Genomic DNA, 26,893 nt, shown 5'->3' with positions numbered 1-26,893 from the left:
TTGCAACGTGGTTGACGCTTGTCGCCCTGCCCTCGCCGGCGGGGGTTCAAGCTTGTATGCCGAATCAGTCCGCCAACGAAGACGGGATGATAATTCGTGCCAGAACCAGCAGACGCTCAGTCATTCCGTTCATCGTGGCGCACCTCCTTTCGGTTTCGAAGTCTGCGACAGACCATAGGCCCGCGACCCGTCGAAATGGCGCGATGCGTCCACTATGTGACCGGGCCGCGGCGATGGCCAGCGGCGGATACAGGAACTCACCGCCCGCCGCGCGTCACCATGACGGCCGATACACCCACGCAGACGATGGCCACGAGGAACAGGGCGCCCGCGCCGAACACCGTCGTCGCGACGGGACCGCCGACGGTCAGCGCGGCGGCGCCGAGCAGAGCGCCTGCGGCAAGGCCGAGGGCGTTGGACAGGTTGAACACGCCCAGGTCATGCCCGGAACGGCGAGGATCGGGCAGCGCACCCATGACCAGCTCCTGGCCCAGCGCATCGAACAGGCCGAAGGCGAAGCCGGCCAGCAGCGCGAAGACTATCAGCCCGATCGCATTCGCATGGCACTGGAATCCCACCAGCAGCGCCACGGCATACAGCGCGCAGGCGGCCCACACCGGGCGGCGCATATCCGAGCAGCGTTCGTCGATCGGACCGGCCACGCGCGCGGCGATGGCCGAGCCGATCAGCGTGGCGAGCGCCATCGCGGCGATGACGAACCATGGGCGGAGGAACAGACCATAGGCCAGCTCCACCCCGACGCCGTTCGAGGCAGCGAAATAACGCACGATATACCACAGGAACACACCTGTCAGCGCGACGGCGGCCATCATCGTGAGCCGAGCCCAGAACATCGCCCAGAAACGGGGCGCGTTGCGCGGCGGGCGCAGCTGGTCGAACACGACCGACCAGCGCAGACGCTCGAGGGGCTGCTCCTCGCTCGAAGGCTCCTTAGACCAGACCAGCACAGTCAGCACGCCGCAGGCGACGAACAGGATGGCCGAGGCCACGAAGGTCTCATAGGTGAAATGCGTGCTGAAGGCGAAGCACAATGTGCCGATCCAGGCGCCGACGGCCTGGCCAAGCATCTGGCCGATGCCGCGCCAGCGGACCAGCGAGACGCGGAATTTGTCGGGAACGCGCTCGGAGAAGGCCGCGTTGACGGGAGTGACGAGCATCGCGTAGGAGGCGTTGAGCAACGCCCACATCACACCGATCGAGCCGAAGGTGTTCGCCACGCCCAGGATCAACACGAACAGGGCCGACAGCACGCCGCCGGCCACAATCCACGGGGTGCGCCGGCCGAGCACGACGCGCGTGCGGTCGGACAGAGCCGAGACGAAGAGGTTGGCAACGACCGAGACGAGCGCGCCGATCGCAACGATCACGGCCAGCGGCACGGCGATGTCGCCGATGCGCTCCAACGCGGCGCCGGTGAAACCATCGTCGACCAACTGGCTGAAGCCGCGGGCGGCGCGCGCCACGGCGGCCGGCAGCGCCACCATCGTCAGCGCCACCCAGGCCGCCGTCGACAGCACGGCCGACAGCGCGAAGGAGCATTTGAGGCGCAGGACCTGGCCGGCATTCGGACGCTCGCCGTCGGCGGCGACCATCGGGTCGCGCATATCGAGGAAGGAGGAGGTCATATCGGGCACCGCGGCGTCCACGGAAGCCGCCGCAGTGGCGGGGGAACCGGCCGACGCCAGGCTCGCCGCTTGCGTCTCGGCCTGTGTGGCGGAGGCCTCGGGCGGGCGCCGGCGGCTGCGCACGGCCAAGCGGGCGACCGCCGCCTTGTCCTCGGGACTCAGGGCCTTGTCAAGGTCGGGTCGATCGTCGATGCCGGGGCGCACATATGGTTGCTGCATATCGGTTTCATCAGCCTTAGACGGAAATTGGAGAATGGGACACTACAAATGCCCCAAGCCTACGCCATGACCTATCCCGACCCCGACGAACTCACGCGGCGCGCGTGGTCTCGCCTGGAACGAAGTACACGGGCGTCGTATCGGATTCGTCGCCGATCGGCCGCTCGTCGATGATCTGCTTGAGCCGTTCGACGATTCTGGAGGCGAGCGCATCGAAATCCTGCCGCACGCAGGTCAGGCGCTTGCCCGCCAGGTCGGCCGCGTAGGTGCCGTCGTAGGCGATGACCTGCAGCCGGTCGGGCACCGCGATGCCCCGGCGTGCGGCCTCCTGCACGCAGTAGGCCGCCACCGCATCGGAGCCGATGACGGCGTCAATATCCGGATATCGTTCGAACAGCTCGCGGGCGACCTCGCCGTAGCGGTCCATATCCGACACTGCGCCGGCCTCCATGTAGTCGCAGCGCACGCCATGCTCGTCCAGGATGCGCTCCATCGTCAGATGGAAGCGCACGGTGGGGAAGCTCGTGCGGTCCTCGTCGCCCAGATCTTCGAACTGCGAGCGCGGGCCGCCGATCGACACCACATGCCGCGCGCCGGTGGCCAGCAGATGCTCGGCGATCAGGCGGCCGCCCTGGGCATGGTCCGAACTGACCGAGGGGATGCCGATGCCCAGGTATCGGTCGAAGAAAACGACCGGCCGACCGATCGATACCCAGTAGTCCTCCGGATATTCGGTGTGCGCGGCCATGACGACGCCGTCCATCATGCGCCGCTGCAGCATGTCGATGTATTGGCCCTCGCTGCGCTCCTCGTCGGCGACGGAGCACAGCATCGTGTGCAGTCCGGCTTCCGCGAAATGTCGCTGCAGCGCGGCGACCAGTGAGGCGAAGAACGGATGGCGGATGGTCGGCACGATGAGCCCGATGATGTTCGTGCGGTTGCGGGAGAGGTTGCGGGCCAGTTCGTTGGGCACATAGTCCAACGTCTTCATCGCCGCCTCGACCTTCGCGCGCATGTCCGCGGACACGTATCCGCTGTTATTGACCACCAGCGACACCGTGCTCAGGGACACGCCCGCGGCCTTCGCCACATCGCGCATGCCAACCATATATGACCTCCTTTTTGTCTCGTGACAGTATATCGAACACCTGTCGAACACTTGAGGGTCGGGGGGCGAACGAGGGGGCATGCCTCGTCGCCCACGGGAACAGGGAAGTACGGGAACGCCCGGGAGGGGAGCATATCCCCGCCCGGGCGTCCGATGGCGTTCCTTCCCCACGAGGGGGATCCGGATCAGCCCTTGACCGCGCCGGAGGTCACGCCGGCGACGACATAGCGCTGCAGGAACATGTAGAGGATCAGGATCGGCAGCATCGCGAGCAACAGGGCGGCCATGATCAGGCCGATGTCGTTCGAGTAGGTGCCGTAGAACACGCGGGTGGCGATCGGGATGGTGTACAAGTTGCGACGAGCCAGCACCAACGAAGGGAGCAGATAGTCGTTCCAGAAGGCCATCGCGTTGATGATCGCGACGGTCGCGGTGGTCGGCTTGAGCAGCGGGAACACGACGGTCCAGAAGGTGCGCCACTTGCCGCAGCCATCGATCGACGCGGCCTCCTCAAGCTCGACCGGCACGGAGGTCTTGATCGCACCGTGGAACATGAAGGTGGTCAACGAAACCGAGAAGCCCACATGCATGAGGATCAGCGTGATGCGGCTGTTGAGCACGTCCAGCATGCCGCCATAGACGGAGACGAGCGGGACCATGATGACCTGGAAGGGGATGACCATCGAGGCAACCATTGCCGCGAACAGGAGGCTCGAGGCCTTCCAGCGCGGGTTGCGCACGATCACATAGGCGGCCATCGCGGAGAACAGCACGGTCAGGATCGTGGCCGAGACGGTGACGATCAGAGAGTTGCCGAACACCGTCCAGAAGTCCATCTTGTCCATCGCCTTGGGGAAGTTCTCCAAGGTGAAGCCATGCTTGCCGATCAAGGCCATGGGATCGGAGGTGATGTCTGCCTTCGTTTTGAAGACATTGATCAGCACAAGAATGAACGGAGCGACGAATACGAGGAACAGAAGGATGAGCACGACCATGGTCACGCCATGGGCGATTTTGGTCCCCGTGCTGGTCGGAGCTTTAGCTACTTGATGCTTCTTGCTCATCAGGCTTGCACCTCCCCCTTCTTGCCGAAGTAGACCTGCAGCGCGCCGATAACCGCGCAGATCACGAACAGAATCAATGCCTCGGTCTGGCCGACGCCGTATTGCTTGTGCACAAAGGCCTTGTTGTAGACGTGCATTGCCGCAAGCACCGAGGAGCTGAACGGTTCGCCATTGGTCAACGAGAGGTTGAGATCGTAGACCATGAAGCAGCGCGTGGTGCTCAGGAAGATGCACTGCACGAAGGAGGCGCGCATCAGAGGAATCGTCACATGCCACATGGCCTGCGAGGAGTTGCAGCCGTCGATGAGGGCGGCTTCCTTGAGGCTGGTGTCCACCGCCATGAAACCGGCGACGTAGATGAGCATCATGTAGCCCGCGTACTGCCAGACAGACACAAGAATCAGGCAGAACAGCGCGCCGTTAGTGGTCGAAAGCAGGGACGGGACGGATGCTCCGGTCACTCCTTCGCCGATCGCCACAAAGGCACGGTTGAAGACGAACTTCCACACATAGCCGAGGACGATGCCGCCGATGAGGTTAGGAATGAAGAAACCCGCGCGGAAGAAGTTCTGACCCTTGATGCCGCTGGTCACCAAATAGGCGAGCAAGAAGGCGACAATGTTCGTCAGGATGACCGCAATCACCGAGTAGATGACCGTAGTCCCCAGCGAGGTCCAGTACGCCTTGTCGGCGAAGGCCTCGGCATAGTTCGCCAATCCCACGAAAGGCTTCTCCAGGGCGACGCCGTCCCAGCTGGTGAAGGTCAGATACAGGCCGTAGAAGAACGGCACGATCACGACAGCACAGAAGAGAATGCCAGCGGGCCCTGCAAACATGAGGAACTGCTGGGCTTTATAAGAGAATTTACCGGTTTTCATTGATGTTCGCCCCTTGTCTAGGGGCGGAGCGCCTTCCTTGGCGCTCCGCCACCGCTTGACTTGCGTGGGATCAATTCATCTCGGTCACTTGCCCGAGAGCTTAGCGGTCTTCCAGCAGTCCTGGTAGGCCTTGGCGAAGGCGGCACGGTCTTCCTTGCCGTCGAGGTACTTCTGCATCTCGGCGCCCATCACAGTGATGTAGTCATCCGGGTTGTAGTTGTAGTTCGGCAGCAACTGGCCGGCATCGGCATACTGCTTGATGGACTTGCCGAGCGGATCGGAGACCTCAAGGGTGTTGGTCTTGAAGGCGGGGACAAGGCTGGCGTCCTCAACGAGGAACTTCTTGCCCTCGTCATCCTCGGCGAGCCAAGACAGGAAGTCCTTGGCGGCCTGACGCTGCTCGTCGGAGGTGGCGTCGGAGGAATCGATGAACAGGTACTTGCCAGCGCCGCCGAGCAGCTTCTCATTGGTGCCGTCATCGGTGTTCTGCGGAACAGGCATGATGCCCATGTTCTCGGTGTAATCATACTGGTTGAGCACGGTCCAATCCCAGTTGCCGCCGAACATGAAGGCAATCTCGCCCTCGGCCAGCTTCTGCTCGGTCACCTCGCGCTCAGCGGAGATCGCGGTGTCCTTGGCGTAGTTGTTGGCCTTGAGCACATCGAAGAAGTCGAACAGCTGGTTGAACTTCTCATTGTTGGCCACATCGGCGGTGCCGGCCTGCATCTCGGAGACGAAGGCATCGGGATCGCTCTGCTGCTCGACGACCTCGCTCAGGAAGTGGGCGGCAAGGGACCAATCCTCCTTCATGATGCCCACCGGGGCTTCCATGCCACCGGCCTTGAGATCCTTGATCAGACCCTTGAAATCGTCGAGGGTCTTGTAGTCCTCGGGCTTGAACTCCTTGCCAGTGGCCTTCTTGATGGCGTCGGCGTTGTAGATCAGGCCGCGTCCCTCGACGGACAGCGGGAAGCCATAGACCTTGTCGTTCACCGAAATCGCATAGTCGGTGTCCCCGACCCAAGACTCATCGGACAGATCGACGGCATGTTCCTCGGCCAAGGACAGCACGTCCTTCGCGTCGACCATGGAGATGGTGTAGGGATCATTGGAGGCGTACTTGGAGGCAAGATGCGCCGCGACAACGTCGCCGCTATAGATGACCTCGAGATCGACGCCCTTCTCCTCGGAGTACTTCTCGGCCATATCCTCGAGCTGGGTCTCGATCTCAACCTTGGAATTGAACAGGGTGATGTGCGGGCCGCTGCTGGAGTTGCCTCCGGAGCCGCAGCCGGCGAGCATGCCCACCGCGGCGAGGGAGGCGAGCGCGATGGTGCCGATCTTCTTCCATGACTTCATGGTGTGTCCCTTTCCTTCTTTTCTTCCGCGGGCTTCCTTGTCCCACGGTGCCGAAGCGCTCCTGTGGAGGGATCCATATGAGAGCTTCCTTGGCCTCTGTATCGAATCGGTTCGATTTCCCTGTCAAACCGGTTCGATGTCTGACAGAAGTCAGTATTGCATAAAACCGGTTCGATTGTCAAAACGACAAGGTTTTCAGGCGTGTCGCAACCCTTTGCGCGACCCACGTCAATCGTTCGACCCCAGCGGATACAATGGCGGGCGTTCCATCGCGCCGCGACCATACGGCACCCCATGCAAGGAGGCATCCATGAGCGCCTGGCTCGACACCGCCGTCTTCTACGAGGTCTACCCCCAGTCCTTCCAGGATTCCAACGCGGACGGCATCGGCGACTTCGCCGGCATCACGGCCCGGCTCGACTACATCCGCGAGCTCGGCTGCGACGCCATCTGGATCAACCCCTGCTTCGACTCCTCCTTCTGGGACGCGGGATACGACGTGCGCGACTACTACCGCACGGCCGCGCGATACGGCACCAACGAGGACCTGCGCCATCTCTTCGACGAGGCGCACCGGCGCGGCATGCATGTGCTGCTCGACCTCGTGCCCGGGCACGCCGCCGTCGACAACCCGTGGTTCCGCGCCTCCTGCCGCGACGAACGCAACCAATGGACCGACCGCTTCATCTGGAAGCCGATGGACCAATCCCCCGACCTCAACTCGCCCTATGCCTCGATCAGGGGATTCCTCGGCGGCATCAGCGAGCGCCCCGGCTGCGTGGCCGTCAACTGCTTCTCCACGCAGGCCTGCCTGAACTACGGCTTCGGCACCGTCACCGAGGACTGGCAATTCGCCGCCGATTCGCCCGAGGCCGAGGCCGGCCGCCTGCTCATCCAGGACATCATGGCCTTCTGGCTGGGGCTCGGGGCCGACGGTTTCCGCGTCGACATGGCCGCCAGCCTCGTCAAGGAGGACCCGGACCATGCGTGGACCTCGCGACTGTGGCGCAAGGTGCGCGCCTTCCTCGACGAACGATTCCCCGAGGCCGTGCTCGTCTCGGAATGGGGCAATCCGGCCGAAGCGCTCAACGCCGGTTTCGACATGGACTTCCTGCTGCATTTCGGCCCGTCGCACTACCTCGACCTGTTCCGAGAACACCCCTGGTTCTCCGCCCGCGCCGCGGCCGATGGCACCGGCGATGCCTCGGCCTTCGTCGAGGCATATCGGGCGATGGCCGGCGCGGCCGGCGGCAAGGGATTCATCTGCATTCCCTCGGGCAACCACGACATGATCCGCATGCGCGAAACCCTCGAACCCGAGGAGATGAAACTCGCCTTCGGATTCCTGATGACGATGCCCGGCTGCCCCTTCGTCTACTACGGCGATGAGATCGGCATGCGCTACGCCCACGGCCTGAAGTCGAAGGAGGGCGGCTACGAACGCACCGGCTCGCGCACGCCGATGCAGTGGGACGGAACAACCAACGCGGGCTTCTCATCGGCGCCCGGCGGGGAGCTGTATCTGCCGATCGACGGGGCCGATGACCAGCCGACCGTGGCGGCACAGCGAGACGACCCCGATTCGCTGTGGAACGCCGTGCGCGACCTCATCGCGCTGCGCCGCGCGCATCCCGCCTTGCAGGCGGCGGGCGGACTGCGGTTCCTCCACGTGCCAGACCATGGGTATCCGCTGGTCTACGAGCGCACGTCCGCCGGCGCGGCCGACCGCACGGATGCCCACGCCGGCGAAACAATGCTCGTGGCCATCAATCCCTCGCCATCCGACGCCACATGCGCCCTTGCCAACGCCAACGCGGGCGACCCCGGCGCGCCCTGCCATGTGATCGGCGGCGGCGCGGCGACATGGCATGACGGCACGCTAACCGTCCCCGCGCGGTCGCTGACGGTGTTCGCGCGCTGAGCGCGGGCCCCATCACAGGAACGTCGATTTCACCAACTTGCCGTTCTCGTCGTAGTCGCCGTCCAGACGGCGGAAGATCGGGTCATACAGCCATGCGCAGCAATACTGCGGCAATGCCACGCCGAGCAACAGCAGCACCGGCAGCCCGACCAGCAGATACCGCAATTCCACGAATCCGAAGGCACCGATCACAACCAGCATCGCCAGCGTGCGCGGGAAGAACGCGAAGGCGAGGCGCGCGGCGTTCGCCAGATGCCCGCCCACCGTGTTCTCGTATCGCGAAAGCATCACGAAATAATATTGCGCGACGGCCGCGGCGAGCACGCCGACCACGACGAGCACGATGGTCATGGCGCGCGCCAAGCCTTGGTCAAGCATCTCGGAAAGCACGAAGGAGTCGAGCACACCGAAGGCGATGAGCACAAGCGCGCCGAGCCACACCACCGTCGCCTGCTTGAAGTTGGCCTTGAACGCATCGAGGAACTGGCGGGCCACATAAGTGTCCTCATGGCGCACCATATGCCACAGCACATAGTGCATGGCCGTGAACGAGGCGCCGGCGGTGACGATCGGAATCGAGCACACCAGGGTCAGCAGGTTGAGCACGATCAGATCGCACACAAGCCCCATGATGCGGAAGAACGGGTTGTTCTGGTCGAAGATCCTGCCCATGCCGGCGCTCCTTTCGCGTGATTCGGGTGATATGGGGACGCCACGCGTCCAGAACGCCGCTCAGGCCACGACGGGCGGGTTGTTGAGCAGATCGTCGGTGCGGTGCTCGCCGGCCGCGTCGGTCCAGCCGAGGGTGGCGACGGGGGCGGCGTTGTCGACGCCGAGGCCGCGGCCCGGCTCGAAGACCAGCGTGGCGGAGGTCGTCGCGCCTTCCCAAGAGAAGGTGATCGAGCGGTCGCCGTCGGGGGCCCAAAAGAACTCGCCGTCGAAGGCGTCGAGCGTGTTGCGCAAACGGGCAAGCGCATTGAGCGCGCGCACCACCGGGCGCTTCAGATTCTCGTCGATCTCGGCAGTCGAATAATAGTGGCGGTTGATGTCGCGGCCGTTGTTCGTGCGGCGCAGCAGCTCCATGTCGTTCGCGCCGGCGAGCGCGCCGACGTAATAGACCTGCGGCACGCCAGGCAGGAAGAACTGCACGGCGCGGGCGGCCAGATAATGCTGGTCGTTGCAGCCGAGGGCCGAATAATAGGTGCTGTTGACCTGGTAGAGGTCGAGGTTGGACGCGGCGGCGCCGGTGGCGGCCTTCGATTCGCCGTGGGTGTTGGCGTGGATCGTCTCGACGAGCGCGTCGACGTCCTCGTCGGGCACGAGGCCCTTGAGCGAGCGGTCGAGCTGGTCGGAGCCGATGTCGATGACGCCGATGCCGTCGTGCGTGTCGAGCACGGTGACGGCGTTGTTCGGGCGGATCTCGGTCCAGTGCGCGACCGGCTCGACGTGCCCGGTGTTGAGGGCGTGCAGCAACAGCGGAGGCAGCGCGAAATCATAGACGCGGTCGACCTTGGATGCGATCTCGACCTGCTTCTTGTAGTAGGAGTGGACTTCGATCAGGATCTCCAAGCCGCGCTTGGCGCCCTCCTCGCGCAGGCGCGAGATCAGCTGGAAGGTCTTGGGCGTCATGAAGCAGCTGGTGCCGGCTTCCTTAGCGCCGTATCCGACGGCGTCGAGGCGGATGTAGCTCACATGCGCGTTCGCCATCGCGTCGAAGATCGACATCAGGTATTCCCAGCCCTTGGCCGAGTCGGTGTCGATGTCGACCTGCTGCGGGGTGAAGCTGACCCACACCAGGCGCGTCTTGCCGCCGAGATTGTAGTGGGTGAAGGGCAGGCCCGGGCGCGGGCGATAGATGCCGGCGAGGTCTTCCTCGGTGGCGCCGTCGGGGAAGACGGAGCTCATCGTGAGGAACATCGGGGCGTATTCGCTCTCGTCGCCCTTGGCCATCACATCTTGGAATTGCTTGGATTCCCAGCTCATATGGTTGACGATCGCGTCGACCATGATGTTGTGGGTGCGGGAAAGCTCGGCCACATCGTTCCAGTCACCCAGGCGCGGGTCGACCTTGGTGTGGTCGATCGGGTCGAAGCCCGCGTCGGCGCCGTCGAAGGGCGTGAAGAAGGGCAGGATATGCACGCCGTCATAGACGCCGTCGAAACGGGTGCGCAGGATATCGGTCATCGACTTGAGCGTGCCGTCGCCGAGACGGTCGGCGTAGGTGATCAGCTGGACCTTGTTCTTCATACGGTACTCCTCCATTCAAATATCGAACCTCATTGTGTCGAACCGGTTCGATGATACATGAGCGCAACCCACGTTGTCCAATGCCGTTGAGCTTGGCGTGTCGGGCACACGGCCGAGGCGGTCACAACTCGGAGATAGTGGCCGCGTCAATCGATTCACACAACCCTATCTGTCTATAAGGTCCCGCCGAGGGAGCAGACCCACCATCCGAGGGCCACGCAGACGACGGGCACGACGAGAGTGGAGAGCAGATACAGCGCCGCCGTGCCGAACTTCTCGGTGCGCGCCAGCGAGACCATCTCGTTGATCGCGGTGGAGAAGGTCGAGAAACCGCCGAGGAAACCGGTGACGAACAGCAGGTAATCGCCGTGGCCGACCGTGCCGGAGGCATAGGCGCAGGCGGCCACGCCCGCGCAGAATGTGGCGATGACGTTGATCACAAAGGTCGACAATGGGAAGGCGCGGTTCCACCAGCGCTGGATCGACGTGTTGCAGATGAAGCGCATCACGGCACCCAAGCCGCCGCACAGGCATACGAAGAGGAAGGTCATCCGCGCACCTCCCCGGTCATCGGATCGCCGACCAACGGAATCTCATCGGTGGTAGGCGCCGGTTCGAAGGACGGCAATGGCTGCCCGTAATCGCCTTCGGGCGGCGTGGCCGCACCCACCGTGACCATGCCGGATTTCGGCAGACCGGTGACCATATCGACGCCCGCTACGGGCATGCCGGAGGCCAACGCATGCGCGGCGCCGGAGGCCCCTCGCATGGAACTCGCCGCATCGGCGACCACACGCGCCTCGCGCTTGGCGGTCGTCACCAGCGCCAGCCGCGCACCGAACCACGCCACGGCCAGACCGCCGGCGAAACTGAGAAGCATATAGCACAGGAATCCGGCGATCTGCCCCTCGCGAATCGAGGCAAGCTCCTCGATCACCATCGCGGACAACGTGGAGAAGCCGCCGCACACCCCCATGCCCACGCCGCGCGAGGTGAGCTGACGCACACGCTTGGGCATCCACGAGGCCTGCGACACATACATGGTGAGGCCGGCGAAAATGAAGCAGGCAAGCATATTCGCGAGGAATGTCGCCGTATGGAAGGCGCTGAAGAACCCATCCGAGGCAAGCGGAGCGGGCAGGGCGAGACTCAGCCCATAACGCATCACGGTGCCGAGGAAACCGCCGAGGAAGACCACGAGGTAAAGCATGCCGTCGGCCAACAGATTGAACCGGGCCTGCACTCGCTTGATCGGCGCCAACGGAATCTCCGGCGGAGCGTCGACGGCGGCGGCGCCGGTGGGCACCGCGGGCCTGGCGTCGCGGGCAATGGCCGCGGCGGACAGCTCCATCGTGCTTGGGGCGGGTTCGGCGGGAACCGGAGCCATCGGGGAGGCAGGCACCGTCGTCGACGGCGGCTCGGACGGAGAGACAGGGCCGGCGGCTTCGACAGCCGGGCCCACGTCCGACGGCGCAGCGGCAGACGCTGATATCGGCGAGACGGCATGCGCCGATATCAGCGCAGGAGCCAAATTCGCCGGCATCGGACTTTCGGTCATCGACGGCATCGCCGGTATCGGCGGCACCGTCGGCATATGAGCCGCGGCATCGGGCTCCACGCTTGGAGCCCGCAACGGCTGGCTGGGTTGGTCCGGTTGATCTGACTGCTCTGGCTGGCTCATGGGCGACGGCACTCCGGCTTCGACGAACGCGACTGACTCGACGGGCTGCGGCGGCGCGAGCGCTCAGTCGACCAGCGAATGGATGGAGATGATATGGTCGCGCTGCGGGCCGGTTCCGATCGCGGAGATGCGGCAGCCGGACAGCTCCTCGAGACGGCGCACATAGGCCTGGCAGGTGGCCGGCAGCTCGTCGAAGCTGTGGCAGGTGGAGATATCCTCGCTCCAGCCGGGCATCGTCTCGTAGATCGGCTTGGCGTTGGTGAAGGACACCTGGTCGGTCGGCATATCGTCGTGACGCTCGCCATCCACGTCATAGGCCACGCAGATCGGAATCTCCTTGAGGCCGGTCAACACATCGAGCTTGGTGAGCACGATGTCAGTCAGGCCGTTGACCTGGGCCGCGTAACGGTTCACGACGGCATCGAACCAGCCGCAGCGACGTGGGCGGCCGGTGGTCACACCGAACTCGTGGCCCTGCTGGCGCAGCCATTCGCCCTGTTCGTCGAGGAGTTCGGTGGGGAACGGGCCCTCGCCCACGCGGGTCACATAGGCCTTGGAGACGCCGACGACGCGCGTGATCTTGGTCGGGCCGACGCCGGTGCCGGTGCAGGCGCCGCCGGCGGTCGGGTTGGAGGAGGTGACGAAGGGATAGGTGCCGTGGTCCACATCGAGCATCGTGGCCTGGCCGCCTTCGAAGAGCACGGTTTTGCCGGCGTCGAGGGCTTTGTTGAGGATCAGGCCGGTGTTGGCGACATAGGGGCGCAGACGCTCGCCGAGCGCAAGCAGCTCGTCGGTGGTGGCGTCCACATCCACGGCGCGGCGGTTGTAAAGCTTGAGGAGCATCTGGTTCTTCTGATGCAGGCTGGCCTCGACCTTGGCGCGCAGGTGCTCGGCGTTGAACAGATCGTGCACGCGGATGCCGACGCGGTTGATCTTGTCCGCATAGGCCGGGCCGATGCCGCGGCCGGTGGTGCCGATCTTATGCTTGCCGAGGAAACGCTCGGTCACCTTGTCGATGGTGCGGTGATACGGGGCGATGATATGCGCGGCCTCGCTCACCAGCAGGCGGGAGCAGTCCACGCCGCGCGACTGAAGGCCGTCGATCTCCTCGAAAAGCACTTCGGGGTCCACGACCACGCCGTTGCCGATGACGGGCGTGACGTTCGGATTGATGATACCGGAGGGCAGCAGGTGCAGGGCATAGGATTCATCGCCGACGACGACGGTATGGCCGGCGTTGTTGCCGCCGTTGAAGCGGGCGACGTAGTCGACCTTCGTGCCGATCAGATCGGTGGCCTTGCCTTTGCCTTCGTCGCCCCACTGGGCGCCAATCAGAACGATTCCAGGCATTGTGCACCTCCACATATTCCGCGTTTTAGCCTCTGACAGGCTACTCCATGCATTGGAGAACCCCGGCTCTCAGCGCAACGCCTTTCCGGCGCTGCCGAGCTCCTTGCAGGCCTCGACCACGCGGGCGGCCATCGCGGACTCGGCCGCGCGGCCCCACGAGCGGGGGTCGTAATACTTCTTCTCGCCCACTTCGCCGTCGATCTTGAGCACGGCGTCGTAATGCTCGAACATATGCCCGGCCACGGCGCGCGTGAAGGCATACTGCGTGTCGGTGTCGATATTCATCTTGACCACGCCGTGGCCGACCGCCTCGGCGATCTCCTCGGGGCTCGAGCCGGAGCCGCCGTGGAACACCAGCGCGAAGGGCTTGCCCTCCACCACATCGGGCGGCGCGCACACCGACACCGAGGAGGCATCCGTCAACCGTCCGTCCTGCGTGGCCGCCCACACCTCGCGCTGGATCTCCCCCAGCAAACCGGGGCGCAGCTTGACGACGCCCGGCTTATAGGCCCCGTGCACATTGCCGAAGGTGAACGCGGCCATATAACGCCCATGCTCCCCCAGCCCCAGACGCTCGGCGACCCGCAGGCCGTCGGCCGGCGTGGAATACAATTTCTCGTTGATCTCGGCGGAGTGGCCGTCCTCCTCGCCGCCGACCGCGCCGATCTCGATCTCAAGCACCGTATGCGCCTTGACCGACTTGTCGAGCAGTTCGGAGGCGATGTCAAGGTTCTCCTCCAACGGCACGGTCGAGCCGTCCCACATATGCGATTGGAAGGTCGGCTCCTGGCCGTGGCGCACCTGATCGATCTCATGGTCGAGCAGCGGGCGCACCCATTCGTCGAGATATTGCTTGGCGCAGTGGTCGGTGTGCAGCGCGATCGTGATGTTCGGATATTTCGCGGCGACCTCGCGCGCGAAGGCGGCGAAGGCCAGCGAACCGGTGACGCGATCGGCCACGGACTGTCCGGAGAAATAGGCGGCGCCACCGACCGACACCTGGATGATGCCGTCCGACTCGGCCTCGGCGAAGCCCTGCAGCGCCGCGTTCAGCGTCTGCGTGCTCGTCACATTGATCGCGGGATAGGCATATCCGCCGCGACGGGCGGCATCCAGCATCTCGGCATAACGTTCAGGGGTTGCGATGGTCATGGCTCCATTATCGCCATGCGGGCGAACTCCGGCAATCCGTCATATCACAATCGCGCCGACGGCCGCGCCTCACTCCCCCTCGGGTAGATCGAGGCGATAGCCCATGCCGGGCTCGGTTTTGAGATACCGCGGGCGGGCGGGATCGGTCTCGATCTTCTTGCGCAGTTGCGAGATGTAGAGGCGCAGGTATCCGGAGTCGTTGATGTGCTCGGATCCCCAGATCTCGGTGAGCAGGTCCTGGCGCGTGACCAGCTTGCCGGCGTTGCGCACCAGCACCTCGAGCACCTTCCATTCCGTCGGCGTCAGGCGCACGCGCACCTGCCGGCCGTGGAAGTCCCGGAACACGGCGTGCGCGGTCAGGTCCACGGTCACGTCGCCGAGGGTGACGGTCGGGGTCTCGGTCTCCTGCGGGATGCGACGGCCCAGCGCGCGGATGCGGGCCAGCAGCTCGTCGATGGAGACCGGCTTGGTCAGATAGTCGTCGGCGCCCGCGTCGAGCACGGCCACCTTCTCACGGGCGTCGGTGCGTCCGGAAACCACCAGGATCGGCGCGTCGGTCCAACCGCGCACGCCCTGGATCACGCCCATGCCGTCCATCTTGGGCATGCCCAGGTCGAGGACGAACATGTCGGGATGCGTTTCGACCGCGACCTTGATGCATTCGACGCCGTCGGAGGCGGTGACGATCTCATATCCTTGCGAATGCAGCGTGATCTTGAGCGCCTTGAGGAACTGGGGATCGTCGTCGGCTACCAGGATTTTCATTCGTGCGTCCCTTTCTTCTCGGGGGCGGTGGAGGTATCGGATGCGGGTGTGATGCCATCGGTCATCGAATCGTCCCGCAGGAAGCGGTCAAGGCCGCGCTGGTCGGAGTCGCCGACGCCTTCCAGCGGCAGGATCACGTCGGAGACCGCGTCGGACATGCGCAGCGTGCTTTCGCCGAGCCCTTCGGTCGGATTCGGGATCTCGCTCTTCGGAATCGGCTGGCCGAGGCGAAGCTTCGGATCGGCTTCGAGCAGCATGATCACCATCGTGAGCCCGCCGCCAGGCGTGTCCTCGGCTTCGATCGTGCCGCCCATCGATTCGACGAATCCCTTGGACAGCGCCATGCCGAGCCCCAGACCCGTGGTGTTGTCGGTGTCCCCCAAACGGTGGAAGGGCACGAAGATATCCGCTTTGCGATCGTCGGGCACACCCGGGCCACGATCGGAGATGCGGATCTCGACGCGATGGTTGAAGGCGGAGGCGGAGATGCGCACGCGCTTGTCGGCGGGCGTGTAACGCATGGCGTTGAGCAGCACGTTGGTCAGCGCACGCCGCAGCAGCGGCGGATCGGCGATCACCAGCGGCAGTTCGGTGTCAAGGTCGAGGTCGATGCGCGCCGGCCCGATATGCAGCTCGTCGAGAGAGGGCACGATGGCCTCGCCCACATCGGACGCAACCATCGACAGCGGCATCGCGCCTTCCCTCAGACGCGACACGTCCAGCAGGTCGGAGACCAGGCGGCTCAGCTGGCCAAGCGATTCGTTGGCGACGGACAGCAGCTCGCGCCGATCGGCGTCGGACATGCTCGTGCCCATGCGCTGCAGGCCGGAGACGGCGGCCGTGGCGGAGGCGATGGGCCGGCGCAGATCATGGCTGACCGCGTTGAGCAACGCGGTGCGGATCTTCTCGGCGGCCGCCAGCGGCGCGACCTCCTTGGCCTTCTCCTCGAGGCTGTTGTGCTCCAGCACGGTCTGGATCTGCGCGACGATGGCGCGCAGCAACCGCTGGTCGGCCGCGTCGATGGTCCGTCCATACATCTCCATCGTCAGATCACTGCTGATCGAGATGGTGTCGGGCGCGCCGCCGTCGGGCAGCGGCCCGTCGGATACGACGATCTCCCCCTTGCGCATGATGCGCACGCAGGTGAACCCGAAGGCTTCGCGTGTGCGCGCGATGACGGCGCGGAGCGGGTCGGTGCTGCGCAGCACGGCATCCGATATCGAGACCAAGGTCTCGGATTCGGCCGAGGCGCGCTGGGCCTGCCGCGTGCGTTCCTCGCCGCGGTCGACGATCATCGCCACGATGACGCCGATGACCACATATATGAGCATGGTCACCCAGTCCTGCCATTCAGGCATGCGCAAGGTTCCGATCGGCTCGATATACATATAATCCAACGCCAAACCGGACAGCACGGCGCCGGTGATGGCGGGGACCAGACCGCCGAGCATCGCGCCGAGGACGACGATAAGCTGGAAAATCAACGCATCGCGCGTGCTCGCGGTGGCGCTCACATCGAATTGCATGAACAGCGCGGCCAACACCGGAATGGCGAGGCATTCGAAGAGGACGCCGAACACGACGCGATGCACGCTCATGGTGCGGCCGAAACGCTTGAACCGAATCCCGCGCTTGCCCGCATAGGAGTGGGTGACCACATGCACGTCGATATCGCCGGATTTCTCGACGATGCCGGCGGTCGAGCTGGCGCGCCCGAACAAGCGGGCCATCGGCGAGCGTCGCGAGACGCCGATGATGACCTGCGTGGCGTTGTTGGCGCGAGCGAAGGCAAGCAGGGCGTCGGAGATGTTCTCGCCGACGATCTGATGATAGGTGCCGCCGAGCTTCTCGACGAGCTCGCGCTGCCCCTTGAGCTGGTCCTGATGCGAGCTGGCCTGCAGCGCGTCCTCGCTGGTGACGTGCACGGCGAGAAGGTCGCCACCGCCGGAGGCCGCGGCCACGCGCGCGCCTCGACGCAAAAGCTGTTCGCCCTCGGGACCGCCGGAAAGCGCCACGACGACGCGCTCTCGCGTCTCCCACTTGGACTGGATGTGGTGCGCGTCGCGGTATTCCTTCAGCGTCTCGTCGACGCGTCCGGCGAGCCAGACCAGCGCAAGCTCGCGCAATGCGGTCAGGTTGCCGACGCGGAAGTAATTGGACAGGGCCGCGTCGACGCGGTCCGGCTTGTAGACGAGGCCGGCGGAAAGGCGTTCGCGCAGGCCTTCGGGCGGCAGATCGACGAGTTCGACTCGCGTGGCGGCGCGCAGCACCTTGTCGGGCACGGTTTCGCGCTGCTGGCTGCCGGTGATCTCGCGCACCACATCGTTCAGCGACTCGATGTGCTGCACATTGATCGTGGTGATGACGTCGATGCCGGCGTCGCGCAGATCCTCGACGTCCTGCCAGCGCTTCTCATGCATCGAACCGGGCGCGTTGGTGTGCGCGAGCTCATCGACCAGCGCCACCTGCGGCGCGCGTTCGATGATGGCGAAGAGATCCATCTCCTCAAGCCACATGCCGCGATATCGGATGCGCTGGCGAGGCACCTGCTCCAAGCCCTCGGAGGCCGCCTGCGTGGCCTTGCGCCCGTGGGTCTCCAGCAGGGCGATCACCACGTCCTTGCCCTCGGATTGAAGCCGCTGGCCTTCCTCCAGCATCGCGCACGTCTTGCCAACGCCCGGCGCCGCGCCCAGCAGCACCCGCAACGATCCCCGCGCCTTTGCCATGAGATCACCGCCCCTCGTTCGGTACGTTATTTCCTATACGACTGTAGTGGATGATGGGAAAAGAAAAGGGGGACGCGCGCATAACACGCGCAATCCCCCTGATTTCCCTTAGGTTCCGTTTGCCGGCGTGTGTCGCGCACGCGCCGGCGACGGTGTTATGACTCGGCCGAAATCACTTCTCGAGCTTATCGAGGTCGAGGTTCAGGGTCACCACATTGACGACGGGCTCGCCGACGAAGCCGAGGCCACGGCCGGTGGTGTTGTCCTTGACGATCTTCTCGACCTTCTCCTCGCTCAGGCCGCGGGCCTTGGCGACACGCTTGACCTGGATGGCGGCGTAGTCGGGGCTGATGTGCGGGTCGAGACCGGAGGAGGAAGCGGTGGTGGCGTCAGCCGGGACTTCCTTGACGGACACGCCCTCGCGCTTGGCGATCTCGGAGCGGCGCTCACGCACCGACTTGATGAGATCGGCGTCCTGATGGCCCTTGTTGGTGCCGGAGGAGGCGGAGGCGTCGTAGCCGTTGTCGCCGGCCGCGGACGGACGGGACTGGAAGTACTCGTCGAGCGCGTTGCCGTCGGCGTCGGTGAAGTTCTGGCCGATGAGGCTGGAGCCGACGATATTGCCTTCGGCGTCGGTGACCATCGAGCCGTTGGCCTTGTCAGGCATGCCGAGCTGGCCGATGCCGGTCATCAGAATCGTGTACAGGATCACGATCACCGTGAAGGTGATGATGGCCTTGAACCCAGCCCAGTACGCACGCAGATTCAAAGAAAAGAAGTTCTTCATATCAAAATTCCTTAAGACACTCTGTCATTCCGAGAGCTTCCCTTGTCATTCTGAGGCGAAGCCGAAGAATCTCGTTGCGTTGAGATCCTTCGCTTCGCTCAGGATGACAAGGGCCACTCAGGATGACGGAAGAGGATCAGAAGCCGGGGATGAGGCGGACGAACAGATCGATGATCCAGATGCCGACGAACGGAGCGACGATGCCGCCCAGGCCGTAGACGGACAGGTTCCTGGAGAGGATCTTCTCGGAGGCTTCCGCACGGTACTTGACGCCCTTCAGAGCCAACGGAATCAGCATGACGATGATGATGGCGTTGAAGATGATGGCGGAGAGCACAGCGGACAGCGAGGAGTGCAGGCCCATGATGTTGAGCACGCCCAGACCCGGGAACTGCTGCATGAACATGGCCGGGATGATCGCGAAGTACTTCGCGATATCGTTGGCGATCGAGAAGGTCGTCAGAGCGCCGCGCGTGATGAGCAGCTGCTTGCCGATCTCGACGATGTCGATGAGCTTGGTCGGGTCGGAGTCGAGGTCGACCATGTTGCCGGCTTCCTTAGCGGCGGAAGTGCCGGAGTTCATGGCGACGCCGACATCGGACTGCGCCAGGGCCGGGGCATCGTTGGTGCCGTCGCCGGTCATGGCCACGAGCTGGCCCTTGGCCTGCTCGGCCTTGATGTAGGCGAGCTTGTCCTCGGGCTTGGCCTCGGCGATGAAGTCGTCGACGCCGGCCTCCTTGGCGATGGCGGCAGCGGTCAGCGGGTTATCGCCGGTGACCATGACGGTGCGGATGCCCATCTTGCGCATGTCTTCGAAGCGCTCGCGCAGGCCTTCCTTGACGACGTCCTTGAGCTGGACGACGCCCATGACGGTGACCTTGCCGTCAGCGCCCTGCTGGGCGACGACGAGCGGGGTGCCGCCGGCGTTGGAGACGGCCTCGACGCGATCATGCATGGCGTCGTTGACGGACTGCTCCATCGGGGAGCCGGATTCCTTCTCGACCCAGGCCTCGACGGCGGTGGTCGCGCCCTTGCGGATGCGGGTGCCGTCGGGCAGATCAAGGCCGGACATACGGGTCTCGGCGGTGAAGGCCACCGGCAGGGCGCCGGTGATCTCATCGAAGTGATAGCCCATCTTGTCGGCGAGGGCGACGATCGACTGGCCCTCGGGGGTCGAGTCGGCCAGCGAGCTCATGGCGGCGGCCTTGATCATGTCGTCCTGGTTGATGCCGGGCAGCGGGTGGAAGTTGGAAGCCTGACGGTTGCCGTAGGTGATGGTGCCGGTCTTGTCGAGCAGCAGCGTGGTCACGTCGCCGGCGGCCTCGATGGCGCGGCCGGAGGTGGCGAGCACGTTGCGCTGGACCAGACGGTCCATGCCGGCGATGCCGATGGCGGAGAGCAGGGCGCCGATGGTGGTCGGGATCAGGCAGACGAGCAGGGCGAGCAGCACCGTGAGGGACACGGAGGCGTTGACCGAGCTGGCCTGGCCGTTGAGGCAGAGCACCACGGTGAGGAAGATGATGGTCAGCGAGCTCAGGAGCACGTCGAGGGCGATCTCGTTCGGGGTCTTCTGGCGGTTGGCGCCTTCGACCAGGGCGATCATCTTGTCGACGAAGGACTCGCCGGGCTTCTGGGTGATGCGCACGACGATGCGGTCGGAGAGCACGCGGGTGCCGCCGGTGACGGCCGAGCGGTCGCCGCCGGATTCGCGGATGACCGGGGCGGACTCGCCGGTGATGGCGGACTCGTCGACGGAGGCGATGCCGGAGATGATGTCGCCATCACCCGGGATCAGCTCGCCTTCCTTGACGATCACGATGTCGCCGAGCTTGAGGTCGGAGGACGGCACTTCGTGCGTCGCGGCCTTCTGGGCGTCCACGTCGTTGGCCTCGTCGTAGTTGTCGACGATGGTGGCCGGCGTGGTGGTGCGGGTCTTGCGCAGAGCGTCGGCCTGGGCCTTGCCACGGCCCTCGGCCACGGCCTCGGCCATGTTGGCGAAGAGCACGGTGGCCCACAGGCACACGGCGATGATCCACGTGAAGTAGACCGGCTCGCCCTGGCTGAGCTCCGGCATGAACAGCTGGAAGATGCCCAGCAGCGTCAGGAACGCGGCGCCCACCCACACGATGAACATGACCGGGTTGTGCCACATGACGGCCGGGTTGAACTTCTTGAACGCGTCCGGCAGGCTCTTGACGAGCATCTTGCCCATGGACTTGTCTTTCGACTGCTTGACGTCCTTGATGACGTCGGTAGCTTGTGCTTGTGCGTCAGTCATATCACGCCACCAAACCTTCTGCCAACGGTCCCAGAGCAAGCGTCGGGAAGAACGTCAGCGCGGAAATAATGAAGATAACGAAGACCAGCAGGAAGACGAACAGCTTGTTGTCGGTGCGCATCGTGCCGGAGGTGACCGGAACGGCGTCCTGCTTGGCCAGCGAGCCGGCGAGGGCGATGACCAGCATGATCGGCAGGAAGCGTCCGAGCAGCACGGCCAGGCCCAGCGTGGTGTCGAGCCACGGAGTGTCGGCGGTGATGCCGGCGAACGCGGAGCCGTTGTTGTTGGCCGCGGACGTGAAGGCATACACGATCTCGGAGAAGCCGTGGTTGCCGGTGTTGTTCAGCGAGGTGTTCATCACGGAGTCGCGGACGCCCGGGATCAGGAAGCTCAGCGAGGAGCCAGCCACGACGGTGATCGGCATGACGAGGAAGTAGAGCGAAGCCATCTTCATCTCGCGCGGGCCGATCTTCTTGCCGAGGTATTCCGGGGTGCGGCCGACCATCAGGCCGGCGATGAACACGGCGACGATGGCCATCACGAGGATGCCGTAGAGGCCGGCGCCCACGCCACCCGGCGAAACCTCGCCGAGCATCATGTTGAACATGTACATCATGCCGCCAAGAGCGGTGTAGGAATCATGCATGGAGTCGACGGCGCCGGTCGAGGTCGAGGTCGAGGTGGTGCCGAACATGCCGGACCACACGATGCCGAAGCGGTTCTCCTTGCCTTCCATCGAGCCACCGGTGAGGGTGGTGATCGGGTCCACGGAGAAGGACTCGGCGGTGACGACCGCGAAGAAGGAGATGGAGAAGAGAACGACCATCGCGCCGAGCAGCGTGTAGCCCTGCTTGATGTTGCCGACCATGCGGCCGAAGGTGCGGGTCAGGGACACCGGGATGCACAGCATGAGCAGGATCTCGATGAGGTTGGTCCACATATTCGGGTTCTCATACGGATGCGAGGAGTTGGCGTTGAAGAAGCCGCCACCGTTGGTGCCGAGCTCCTTGATAACTTCCTGGGAAGCCACCGGGCCCTGCATGATGGACTGGCTGCCACCGGCGATGGTGTCGACGTCCACGAAGCCGGCGAAGTTCTGGACCACGCCGAGGGCGATCAGGATGGTGCCCATGAGGATGGCCAGCGGCATGAGCAGGCGCATCGTGCCACGGGTCAGGTCCACCCAGAAGTTGCCGATGGTGTCGGACTTGCGGAACGCGAAGCCGCGCACGAGGGCGATGGACACCGCGATGCCGACGGCCGCGGAGACGAAGTTCTGCACGCACAGGCCGGCCAGCTGGACGGTGTAGCCCAGGGTCACGTCAGGCGAATAGGACTGCCAGTTCGTGTTGGTCGTGAAGGAAGCGGCGGTGTTGAAGGCCAACGCAGGGTTGACGTTCTCGAAGCCCAGCGAATAGGGCAGCCACTTCTGGAGGCGCTGCAGGGCGTAGAGCACGAGCAGGCTCAGCAGGGAGAAGGCCAGGATGCCGCGCAGATACGCCTTCCAGGTCTGGCCCTTCCTCGGATTCACGCCGATGATCTTGTAGATCCACTTCTCGAAGAACAGATCCTTGTCGGACGTGAACACGTTGTACATATAGTCGCCCAGCGGCTTGTACAGCGCCGCCAGGATGGCGGCGACAAGCGCGAGCGCCAGAATTGCGTAAAGGTAAACCATTATCAGGAACCCCTTATGAAGCTTTCAGTTCTCTCAGAACTTCTCGGGACGGCACAGGGAATAGAGCATATAGCCGAGTCCGCAGATCCCCAGGACCACGCCGATCACGGTGAAGACGGTCATCATAGCTTGTCCACCGCCTTGCCCAGCAGATCGACGAGAACGAAAAACACAATGGTGCCAACCACGTAGGCCACATCCAGCATTTTTTCTCTCCATTCAGTGAAAAACCCGGGCCAATCGACCGCCGCCTTGTACAGACGGGCGCGCGATTGCCCGGGCATATTGCAAATGAAGATATTATTCCGGCTTTCCGCCCCCAATATCAAAACTAACGGAATACATACACCCCCATATGCGTTCCCTAACACCGCCCTAACGGCGGATGACGCCCGAGGGAACCGCAAATATGAAAAAGCCCGCACAAGGCGGGCTTGAATGGAGCGGATGACGGGAGTCGAACCCTACCTGACCGATGCTGAAAAGCCGCTAAATACCAGTGATTTAACGGCTTTATCCACCTGATCGCAGCCCTTATGACAACATGGTGACAACAATTTGGGAACACCTATTTGCGCCACTCCGATATACGCTACGAATGCCATCGCATCCCCATGTTCGCTATTCAGCTCTGGCTGCCTGTGATGAATTGGCTGATTTTTGGTGCTATTGTCAGCAGGTAGACTAAGTGTGCGGCGGCGATGAGGATGATCCACCAGTCGGGCCAGTGCAGCGGGCTGCTGGGGATCGTGGCGAGCCGGTCGGCTATGGCGAGACCGGCAAGGGTGATCAGTGTCCAGAGGATGGCGTGGATTGCCAGGGTTCCCTCGTTCATCCAGGCTGTGGCCGCCCGTTTGACGATCGCCGCGTATCCGACCACGAGCACCACCACAATGCACACGGCGGCGATGAGGATGAGCGCGGGGATGAACGTGAGCGGTTTGTTCCACCATCCTCGGGGAAGGGTTTCGCCCAGCCACGCGCCGACGCCGTCGACCCATTGTCCGAACGCCGCGAACTGCCTTCTGCGCGTCTCGACCCATTCGGGCAGCGAGGCCGCGAGGATGCGCCACCGGCCTTGCATGGCGATGGCGAGCATGGGGATCGCGAACGAGCACACGCCCAAACACAGCACGAACAGGATGCGTTTGCCTTGCTCCCATCGCCTGCCGTAGGCTTCCTCGAGGCGCTGGCGCTCACGGTCCGTCTCGCTATTGACCTGTTCCGTGACGCTCTCGCGCATCCGCTTCCGTTCGTTTTCGAGCTTCGCCCGGTCGTCTCGGAGTCTGTTTTCGCCGGATTCGAGCATGGCCTCGCGGCGGAGGATACGGTCACAGCGTTCTTCCCTTTCGGCGCAGGCGCGTTCCCTCTTCCTGACGTCTTCGAGCAGCCTGCTGGTCTCGGTGAGATCGGAGAGCTGTCTCCTGAGCGTCCGATTCACTGACAAGAGCGTTTGATTCGCCGATCGCAGCTCTTGATTCCTGGATGAGAGCGTCGAATTCTCGTTCTTCAACTCCCCGACTCTTTGAACGAGTTCCCGGTTCTCCGCCTCCAAGCGGATCGCTTCCCCGGATGTTTCCTCGGTCGCGTCCGCCGGTTCCGTCGGCCGTATCCGGTCGAACATCTGGGAGAACATGCTGCCCATCGGATCGGTTCCCTTGTTGCCGTTGTTGTCCCGGTTCTCCGGTTCCATGCTGTTGCTCCTCGTCTGTCCATTCCGGCAGCATGATGCCGGAGCGCCGGGCCAGCAGGCCGATCGCGTCGAGCTGTCCCCTGCATTCGCGCAGTGTCCGTTCGCGGCGTTCCAATTCCCCGCGCGCCTCGACCGCGAGGTCGGGGTCATGGTTGTCGATCGCATCGTTCAACGCGACGATCGCCGCCCTCAGCTCCCCACGCGCCCAATCCGTCCTTGCGTTCAGATCGTGCAGGCCTTTGGCGAGGCTGCCGCCATTCTCGCGTTTGATCCGGCACGCCGCGTTCAACCCGTCCGCCATCGTCTTCAGCTCGTCGAGTCTCCTGGCCTGGACCCGGTAGTAGCGGGCCTGCGCCGGGCTCGACGCATGACGGATCGACGCCGTGCACGCGGTTCGCGCGAGTGGTTCGAGCCGTTGTTCCGGCCTGCCGAACGCGTTCGCCAGCGTGCCCGCGTCGAAGCGTTTCACGTACCTGTTCGCCCGGTCCACGACCATGCCGGTGAACGTCTCCGGCATGAGCAGGTGCCATGTGCTGCCGTCCCGGCGCAGCATGCCCGCGGGCAGGCTGACCTTGCGTCGGCGTCTGGTGCCGGGCAGCCACACACCCACCGTCCGCCCGTTCGCGACGGCGACGAGTTTGTTGTTGAACGTCAGGTGCAGCATGCTCCCGCCGTCGGCAAGTCTCACGCCGATCGCGTCGAGCGAGTACGCCTCGCCCAAGCGCGTGCCGCGGAATCTGCGACCGGTGGCTTGGTCCGTGAACGTCACGTTCCCGCCACGCAGGGTCAGGGTGACGCCGTGCGAGTCGAGCAGCCCGGCAAGTTCGCCGATGCTGGATGCCCTGGCGGCGTCGAGGTCGATCAGGATCCGCAGCCGCTCCTTGATCCCCCTGCCCTTGGCGGCCGCGTACAATTCGCCCATATCCACACCGTGGACGGCAGTTTGGACGGCCGTCGATTCCCTGGTTCCGTGTTCCCGTTCGGCGTCCTGGCCGGGCGTCCGATGCATCACACTGCGCATGTCCACGCGTTTCGCAGCAACCTCCACACTGGGGTTCTCCAACACGCTCAACCCCTCGCGGCGGCAGATCTCGTCGCTGATCGAACGCCACCGGTCGATGCTCGTGCGAGACAAACGCATCTTCCTGCCCGTCCTGCGGTTCGCCGCGCAGACGACGATATGGTTGTGCAAATGATGCCGATCCATGTGCGTGCAGACCACGTACTTGTAGTCGCCGCCCGTGATCGCCTCGGCCAGCATCACACCCAATTCATGCACCTGTTCCGCGCTTATATGCTCGTCCGGATGGAACGAATGCTTCAGATGCAGGGCGAGCACCCCGTCCCTGCGCAATCCGTTCGCGCAGCGTTCCAGGTCGTGGATCATCGGCTCCGCCAGCACGTCAGCGTCGTGTCGCTCGTGGCTGTAGCTCGCGTACACGAGCCTCCCATCACCGGTTTTCACGGGGTTGATGACATAGCGGATCGTGGCCGCGAGGTTGGTCTTGACCTTGCCGCCCAGCTTGAGTATCGCCATCAGTACAGTCCCTGCGCGGCGTCTATCTCCGCCTTCGCGCGCTCCATCCCGGCCATTCTTTCGTCGATCGAGGCGAGCAGATCCAATAGCTCCTGCACCCGTTCCGGGCCCACGGTGCCGGACAGGTTCGCGATGCGGGCGATCTGGTTCACGTTCACGCCGATGCGATGCAATTCGGCCTTGAACGCCTCCGGATCGCTCGCCAGGGTCACCGAAACGTTCATCGACGCGCCCCGCATGAGCGTCTGCCGGGCGAAATCACCCCACCCCCGGTACAACGGAATGTCCCTCGACCAACGCTCGTACACGCGCTGCGACTGCTCCCATTCCTCCGGCGAGAACATGACCTTCCTGCAGATGCAACGCCTGCGATTATCACGCCAACCCACCGGAAAACACCTCCCAACGCGAGCCGGAACGGCGTCCTTCATCAGCCGCGCCAGCGGTCCGGAGGCTTCGCCGACCATGGGAACCGGGTCCCCCGGCAAGCCGCCCCACCCTCGTGGGGCGAGCAAGTGTGGCCACACATGCGTCGCTTGCTAACCGACAAACCACACACGAAAACACCGCGGCTATTCCTCCACGCTTCGAACCGGACACGATCAGGCTCCTTTCCAAACACCATCAAAGGAAAGGCAACCACACCACTAGCCGGATCGCGTGCGTGTCAGACGAAAAGAAACCCACGGCACCGTGTTCTTCTCCGCCGCCGACAGCAACGCCACACATACCGACAAGAGCGACACCGCAAGCGAAAGCGTCGAAGGCAACGCCTCAAACGCTTCCCTATGGCACCAGCGCGAC

General features: G+C 64.1%; 22 protein-coding genes. 2 read left to right on the top strand and 20 right to left on the bottom strand.

Annotated features, from left to right (window positions below; translation table 11 throughout):
- Positions 1-257: 257 nt before the first annotated feature.
- The 5 genes from AC1AUD_RS12700 to AC1AUD_RS12680 form a co-directional block, all read right to left on the bottom strand.
- Positions 258-1,865 carry an MFS transporter gene (locus tag AC1AUD_RS12700; RefSeq protein WP_476574748.1) on the bottom strand — a complete coding sequence of 536 codons (1,608 nt, stop codon included), beginning with the start codon at positions 1,863-1,865 and terminating at the stop codon, positions 258-260.
- Positions 1,866-1,956: 91 nt separating this feature from the next.
- Positions 1,957-2,973 carry a LacI family DNA-binding transcriptional regulator gene (locus AC1AUD_RS12695; protein WP_476574747.1) on the bottom strand — a complete coding sequence of 339 codons (1,017 nt, stop codon included), beginning with the start codon at positions 2,971-2,973 and terminating at the stop codon, positions 1,957-1,959.
- Between the two features lie 185 nt (positions 2,974-3,158).
- Positions 3,159-4,037: a carbohydrate ABC transporter permease gene (locus AC1AUD_RS12690; RefSeq protein ID WP_476574746.1), complete on the bottom strand. Its 879-nt coding sequence runs from the start codon at positions 4,035-4,037 to the stop codon at positions 3,159-3,161.
- The gene (locus tag AC1AUD_RS12685) at positions 4,037-4,915 is read right to left on the bottom strand and encodes a carbohydrate ABC transporter permease (protein ID WP_476574745.1); all 879 of its coding nucleotides are present in this window, start codon (positions 4,913-4,915) and stop codon (positions 4,037-4,039) included. Before AC1AUD_RS12685 ends, AC1AUD_RS12690 begins: the two co-directional genes overlap by 1 nt.
- Before the next feature lie 84 nt (positions 4,916-4,999).
- Positions 5,000-6,274 (bottom strand): ABC transporter substrate-binding protein, encoded by a 1,275-nt coding sequence (locus AC1AUD_RS12680; protein WP_476574744.1) that lies wholly within the window; start codon positions 6,272-6,274, stop codon positions 5,000-5,002.
- 310 nt (positions 6,275-6,584) lie between these two features.
- Here AC1AUD_RS12680 and AC1AUD_RS12675 point away from each other — a divergent pair, with 310 nt between their 5' ends.
- Positions 6,585-8,195, top strand: coding sequence for an alpha-amylase family glycosyl hydrolase (locus AC1AUD_RS12675; RefSeq protein WP_476574743.1), 1,611 nt, complete (start codon positions 6,585-6,587; stop codon positions 8,193-8,195).
- A 12-nt stretch (positions 8,196-8,207) separates the two neighbouring features.
- On the opposite strand, the gene AC1AUD_RS12670 is transcribed toward AC1AUD_RS12675, so the two are convergent.
- The 4 genes from AC1AUD_RS12670 to AC1AUD_RS12655 form a co-directional block, all read right to left on the bottom strand.
- Positions 8,208-8,867, bottom strand: coding sequence for a YesL family protein (locus AC1AUD_RS12670; RefSeq protein ID WP_476574742.1), 660 nt, complete (start codon positions 8,865-8,867; stop codon positions 8,208-8,210).
- Positions 8,868-8,927: 60 nt separating this feature from the next.
- On the bottom strand, positions 8,928-10,442 hold the full coding sequence (gtfA, locus tag AC1AUD_RS12665; protein WP_476574741.1) for a sucrose phosphorylase: 1,515 nt from the start codon (positions 10,440-10,442) through the stop codon (positions 8,928-8,930).
- Between the two features lie 173 nt (positions 10,443-10,615).
- On the bottom strand, positions 10,616-10,993 hold the full coding sequence (locus tag AC1AUD_RS12660; RefSeq protein WP_476574740.1) for a fluoride efflux transporter FluC: 378 nt from the start codon (positions 10,991-10,993) through the stop codon (positions 10,616-10,618).
- On the bottom strand, positions 10,990-11,793 hold the full coding sequence (locus tag AC1AUD_RS12655) for a fluoride efflux transporter FluC (protein ID WP_476574739.1): 804 nt from the start codon (positions 11,791-11,793) through the stop codon (positions 10,990-10,992). Before AC1AUD_RS12655 ends, AC1AUD_RS12660 begins: the two co-directional genes overlap by 4 nt.
- Between AC1AUD_RS12655 and AC1AUD_RS12650 the strand changes: the two genes are divergently transcribed.
- Positions 11,771-12,040: a hypothetical protein gene (locus tag AC1AUD_RS12650; protein WP_476574738.1), complete on the top strand. Its 270-nt coding sequence runs from the start codon at positions 11,771-11,773 to the stop codon at positions 12,038-12,040. The genes AC1AUD_RS12655 and AC1AUD_RS12650 overlap by 23 nt on opposite strands.
- Positions 12,041-12,186: 146 nt before the next feature.
- On the opposite strand, the gene AC1AUD_RS12645 is transcribed toward AC1AUD_RS12650, so the two are convergent.
- The 11 genes from AC1AUD_RS12645 to mobC form a co-directional block, all read right to left on the bottom strand.
- Entirely contained in the window at positions 12,187-13,473 is a 1,287-nt protein-coding gene (locus AC1AUD_RS12645; protein ID WP_476574737.1) for an adenylosuccinate synthase, read from the bottom strand.
- Positions 13,474-13,542: 69 nt separating this feature from the next.
- Positions 13,543-14,625, bottom strand: coding sequence for a class II fructose-bisphosphate aldolase (gene fbaA / locus AC1AUD_RS12640; protein ID WP_476574736.1), 1,083 nt, complete (start codon positions 14,623-14,625; stop codon positions 13,543-13,545).
- 69 nt (positions 14,626-14,694) lie between these two features.
- Complete coding sequence (locus tag AC1AUD_RS12635; protein WP_476574735.1) at positions 14,695-15,390, bottom strand: response regulator transcription factor; 696 nt, start codon at positions 15,388-15,390, stop codon at positions 14,695-14,697.
- Positions 15,387-18,116 (bottom strand): ATP-binding protein, encoded by a 2,730-nt coding sequence (locus AC1AUD_RS12630; RefSeq protein ID WP_476574734.1) that lies wholly within the window; start codon positions 18,114-18,116, stop codon positions 15,387-15,389. The genes AC1AUD_RS12635 and AC1AUD_RS12630 overlap by 4 nt, the downstream gene beginning before the upstream one ends.
- A 172-nt stretch (positions 18,117-18,288) precedes the next feature.
- Entirely contained in the window at positions 18,289-18,903 is a 615-nt protein-coding gene (gene kdpC / locus AC1AUD_RS12625) for a potassium-transporting ATPase subunit KdpC (RefSeq protein WP_476574733.1), read from the bottom strand.
- Positions 18,904-19,039: 136 nt separating this feature from the next.
- Positions 19,040-21,181, bottom strand: a complete 2,142-nt coding sequence (gene kdpB / locus AC1AUD_RS12620) for a potassium-transporting ATPase subunit KdpB (RefSeq protein WP_476574732.1) — start codon at positions 21,179-21,181, stop codon at positions 19,040-19,042.
- 1 nt (position 21,182) lies between these two features.
- A complete protein-coding gene (gene kdpA, locus AC1AUD_RS12615; RefSeq protein WP_476574731.1) occupies positions 21,183-22,859 on the bottom strand; it encodes a potassium-transporting ATPase subunit KdpA in 1,677 nt (558 codons plus the stop codon).
- Between the two features lie 122 nt (positions 22,860-22,981).
- A complete protein-coding gene (locus AC1AUD_RS12610) occupies positions 22,982-23,143 on the bottom strand; it encodes a hypothetical protein (RefSeq protein ID WP_476574730.1) in 162 nt (53 codons plus the stop codon).
- A gap of 341 nt (positions 23,144-23,484) precedes the next feature.
- Positions 23,485-24,102 carry a (2Fe-2S) ferredoxin domain-containing protein gene (locus AC1AUD_RS12605; RefSeq protein WP_476574729.1) on the bottom strand — a complete coding sequence of 206 codons (618 nt, stop codon included), beginning with the start codon at positions 24,100-24,102 and terminating at the stop codon, positions 23,485-23,487.
- 88 nt (positions 24,103-24,190) lie between these two features.
- Positions 24,191-26,089, bottom strand: coding sequence for a relaxase/mobilization nuclease domain-containing protein (locus AC1AUD_RS12600; protein ID WP_476574728.1), 1,899 nt, complete (start codon positions 26,087-26,089; stop codon positions 24,191-24,193).
- On the bottom strand, positions 26,089-26,433 hold the full coding sequence (gene mobC, locus AC1AUD_RS12595; RefSeq protein ID WP_476574727.1) for a plasmid mobilization relaxosome protein MobC: 345 nt from the start codon (positions 26,431-26,433) through the stop codon (positions 26,089-26,091). Before mobC ends, AC1AUD_RS12600 begins: the two co-directional genes overlap by 1 nt.
- Between the last annotated feature and the right edge of the window lie 460 nt (positions 26,434-26,893).

This window comes from Bifidobacterium sp. LH_730, assembly GCF_056355835.1.
Note: the sequence above shows the minus strand (reverse complement) of the source record. Positions and strands in the feature narration are given on the sequence as shown.

What these genes read in the sequence shown, in the direction of transcription:
- AC1AUD_RS12700 (WP_476574748.1), bottom strand. Translation starts at nt 1,865, where the DNA reads ATGCAGCAACCATATGTGCGCCCCGGCATCGACGATCGACCCGACCTT.
- AC1AUD_RS12695 (WP_476574747.1), bottom strand. Translation starts at nt 2,973, where the DNA reads ATGGTTGGCATGCGCGATGTGGCGAAGGCCGCGGGCGTGTCCCTGAGC.
- AC1AUD_RS12690 (WP_476574746.1), bottom strand. Translation starts at nt 4,037, where the DNA reads ATGAGCAAGAAGCATCAAGTAGCTAAAGCTCCGACCAGCACGGGGACC.
- AC1AUD_RS12685 (WP_476574745.1), bottom strand. Translation starts at nt 4,915, where the DNA reads ATGAAAACCGGTAAATTCTCTTATAAAGCCCAGCAGTTCCTCATGTTT.
- AC1AUD_RS12680 (WP_476574744.1), bottom strand. Translation starts at nt 6,274, where the DNA reads ATGAAGTCATGGAAGAAGATCGGCACCATCGCGCTCGCCTCCCTCGCC.
- AC1AUD_RS12675 (WP_476574743.1), top strand. Translation starts at nt 6,585, where the DNA reads ATGAGCGCCTGGCTCGACACCGCCGTCTTCTACGAGGTCTACCCCCAG.
- AC1AUD_RS12670 (WP_476574742.1), bottom strand. Translation starts at nt 8,867, where the DNA reads ATGGGCAGGATCTTCGACCAGAACAACCCGTTCTTCCGCATCATGGGG.
- gtfA (WP_476574741.1), bottom strand. Translation starts at nt 10,442, where the DNA reads ATGAAGAACAAGGTCCAGCTGATCACCTACGCCGACCGTCTCGGCGAC.
- AC1AUD_RS12660 (WP_476574740.1), bottom strand. Translation starts at nt 10,993, where the DNA reads ATGACCTTCCTCTTCGTATGCCTGTGCGGCGGCTTGGGTGCCGTGATG.
- AC1AUD_RS12650 (WP_476574738.1), top strand. Translation starts at nt 11,771, where the DNA reads ATGGCCGCGGCGGACAGCTCCATCGTGCTTGGGGCGGGTTCGGCGGGA.
- AC1AUD_RS12655 (WP_476574739.1), bottom strand. Translation starts at nt 11,793, where the DNA reads ATGGAGCTGTCCGCCGCGGCCATTGCCCGCGACGCCAGGCCCGCGGTG.
- AC1AUD_RS12645 (WP_476574737.1), bottom strand. Translation starts at nt 13,473, where the DNA reads ATGCCTGGAATCGTTCTGATTGGCGCCCAGTGGGGCGACGAAGGCAAA.
- fbaA (WP_476574736.1), bottom strand. Translation starts at nt 14,625, where the DNA reads ATGACCATCGCAACCCCTGAACGTTATGCCGAGATGCTGGATGCCGCC.
- AC1AUD_RS12635 (WP_476574735.1), bottom strand. Translation starts at nt 15,390, where the DNA reads ATGAAAATCCTGGTAGCCGACGACGATCCCCAGTTCCTCAAGGCGCTC.
- AC1AUD_RS12630 (WP_476574734.1), bottom strand. Translation starts at nt 18,116, where the DNA reads ATGGCAAAGGCGCGGGGATCGTTGCGGGTGCTGCTGGGCGCGGCGCCG.
- kdpC (WP_476574733.1), bottom strand. Translation starts at nt 18,903, where the DNA reads ATGAAGAACTTCTTTTCTTTGAATCTGCGTGCGTACTGGGCTGGGTTC.
- kdpB (WP_476574732.1), bottom strand. Translation starts at nt 21,181, where the DNA reads ATGACTGACGCACAAGCACAAGCTACCGACGTCATCAAGGACGTCAAG.
- kdpA (WP_476574731.1), bottom strand. Translation starts at nt 22,859, where the DNA reads ATGGTTTACCTTTACGCAATTCTGGCGCTCGCGCTTGTCGCCGCCATC.
- AC1AUD_RS12610 (WP_476574730.1), bottom strand. Translation starts at nt 23,143, where the DNA reads ATGCCCGGGCAATCGCGCGCCCGTCTGTACAAGGCGGCGGTCGATTGG.
- AC1AUD_RS12605 (WP_476574729.1), bottom strand. Translation starts at nt 24,102, where the DNA reads ATGCGCGAGAGCGTCACGGAACAGGTCAATAGCGAGACGGACCGTGAG.
- AC1AUD_RS12600 (WP_476574728.1), bottom strand. Translation starts at nt 26,089, where the DNA reads ATGGCGATACTCAAGCTGGGCGGCAAGGTCAAGACCAACCTCGCGGCC.
- mobC (WP_476574727.1), bottom strand. Translation starts at nt 26,433, where the DNA reads ATGTTCTCGCCGGAGGAATGGGAGCAGTCGCAGCGCGTGTACGAGCGT.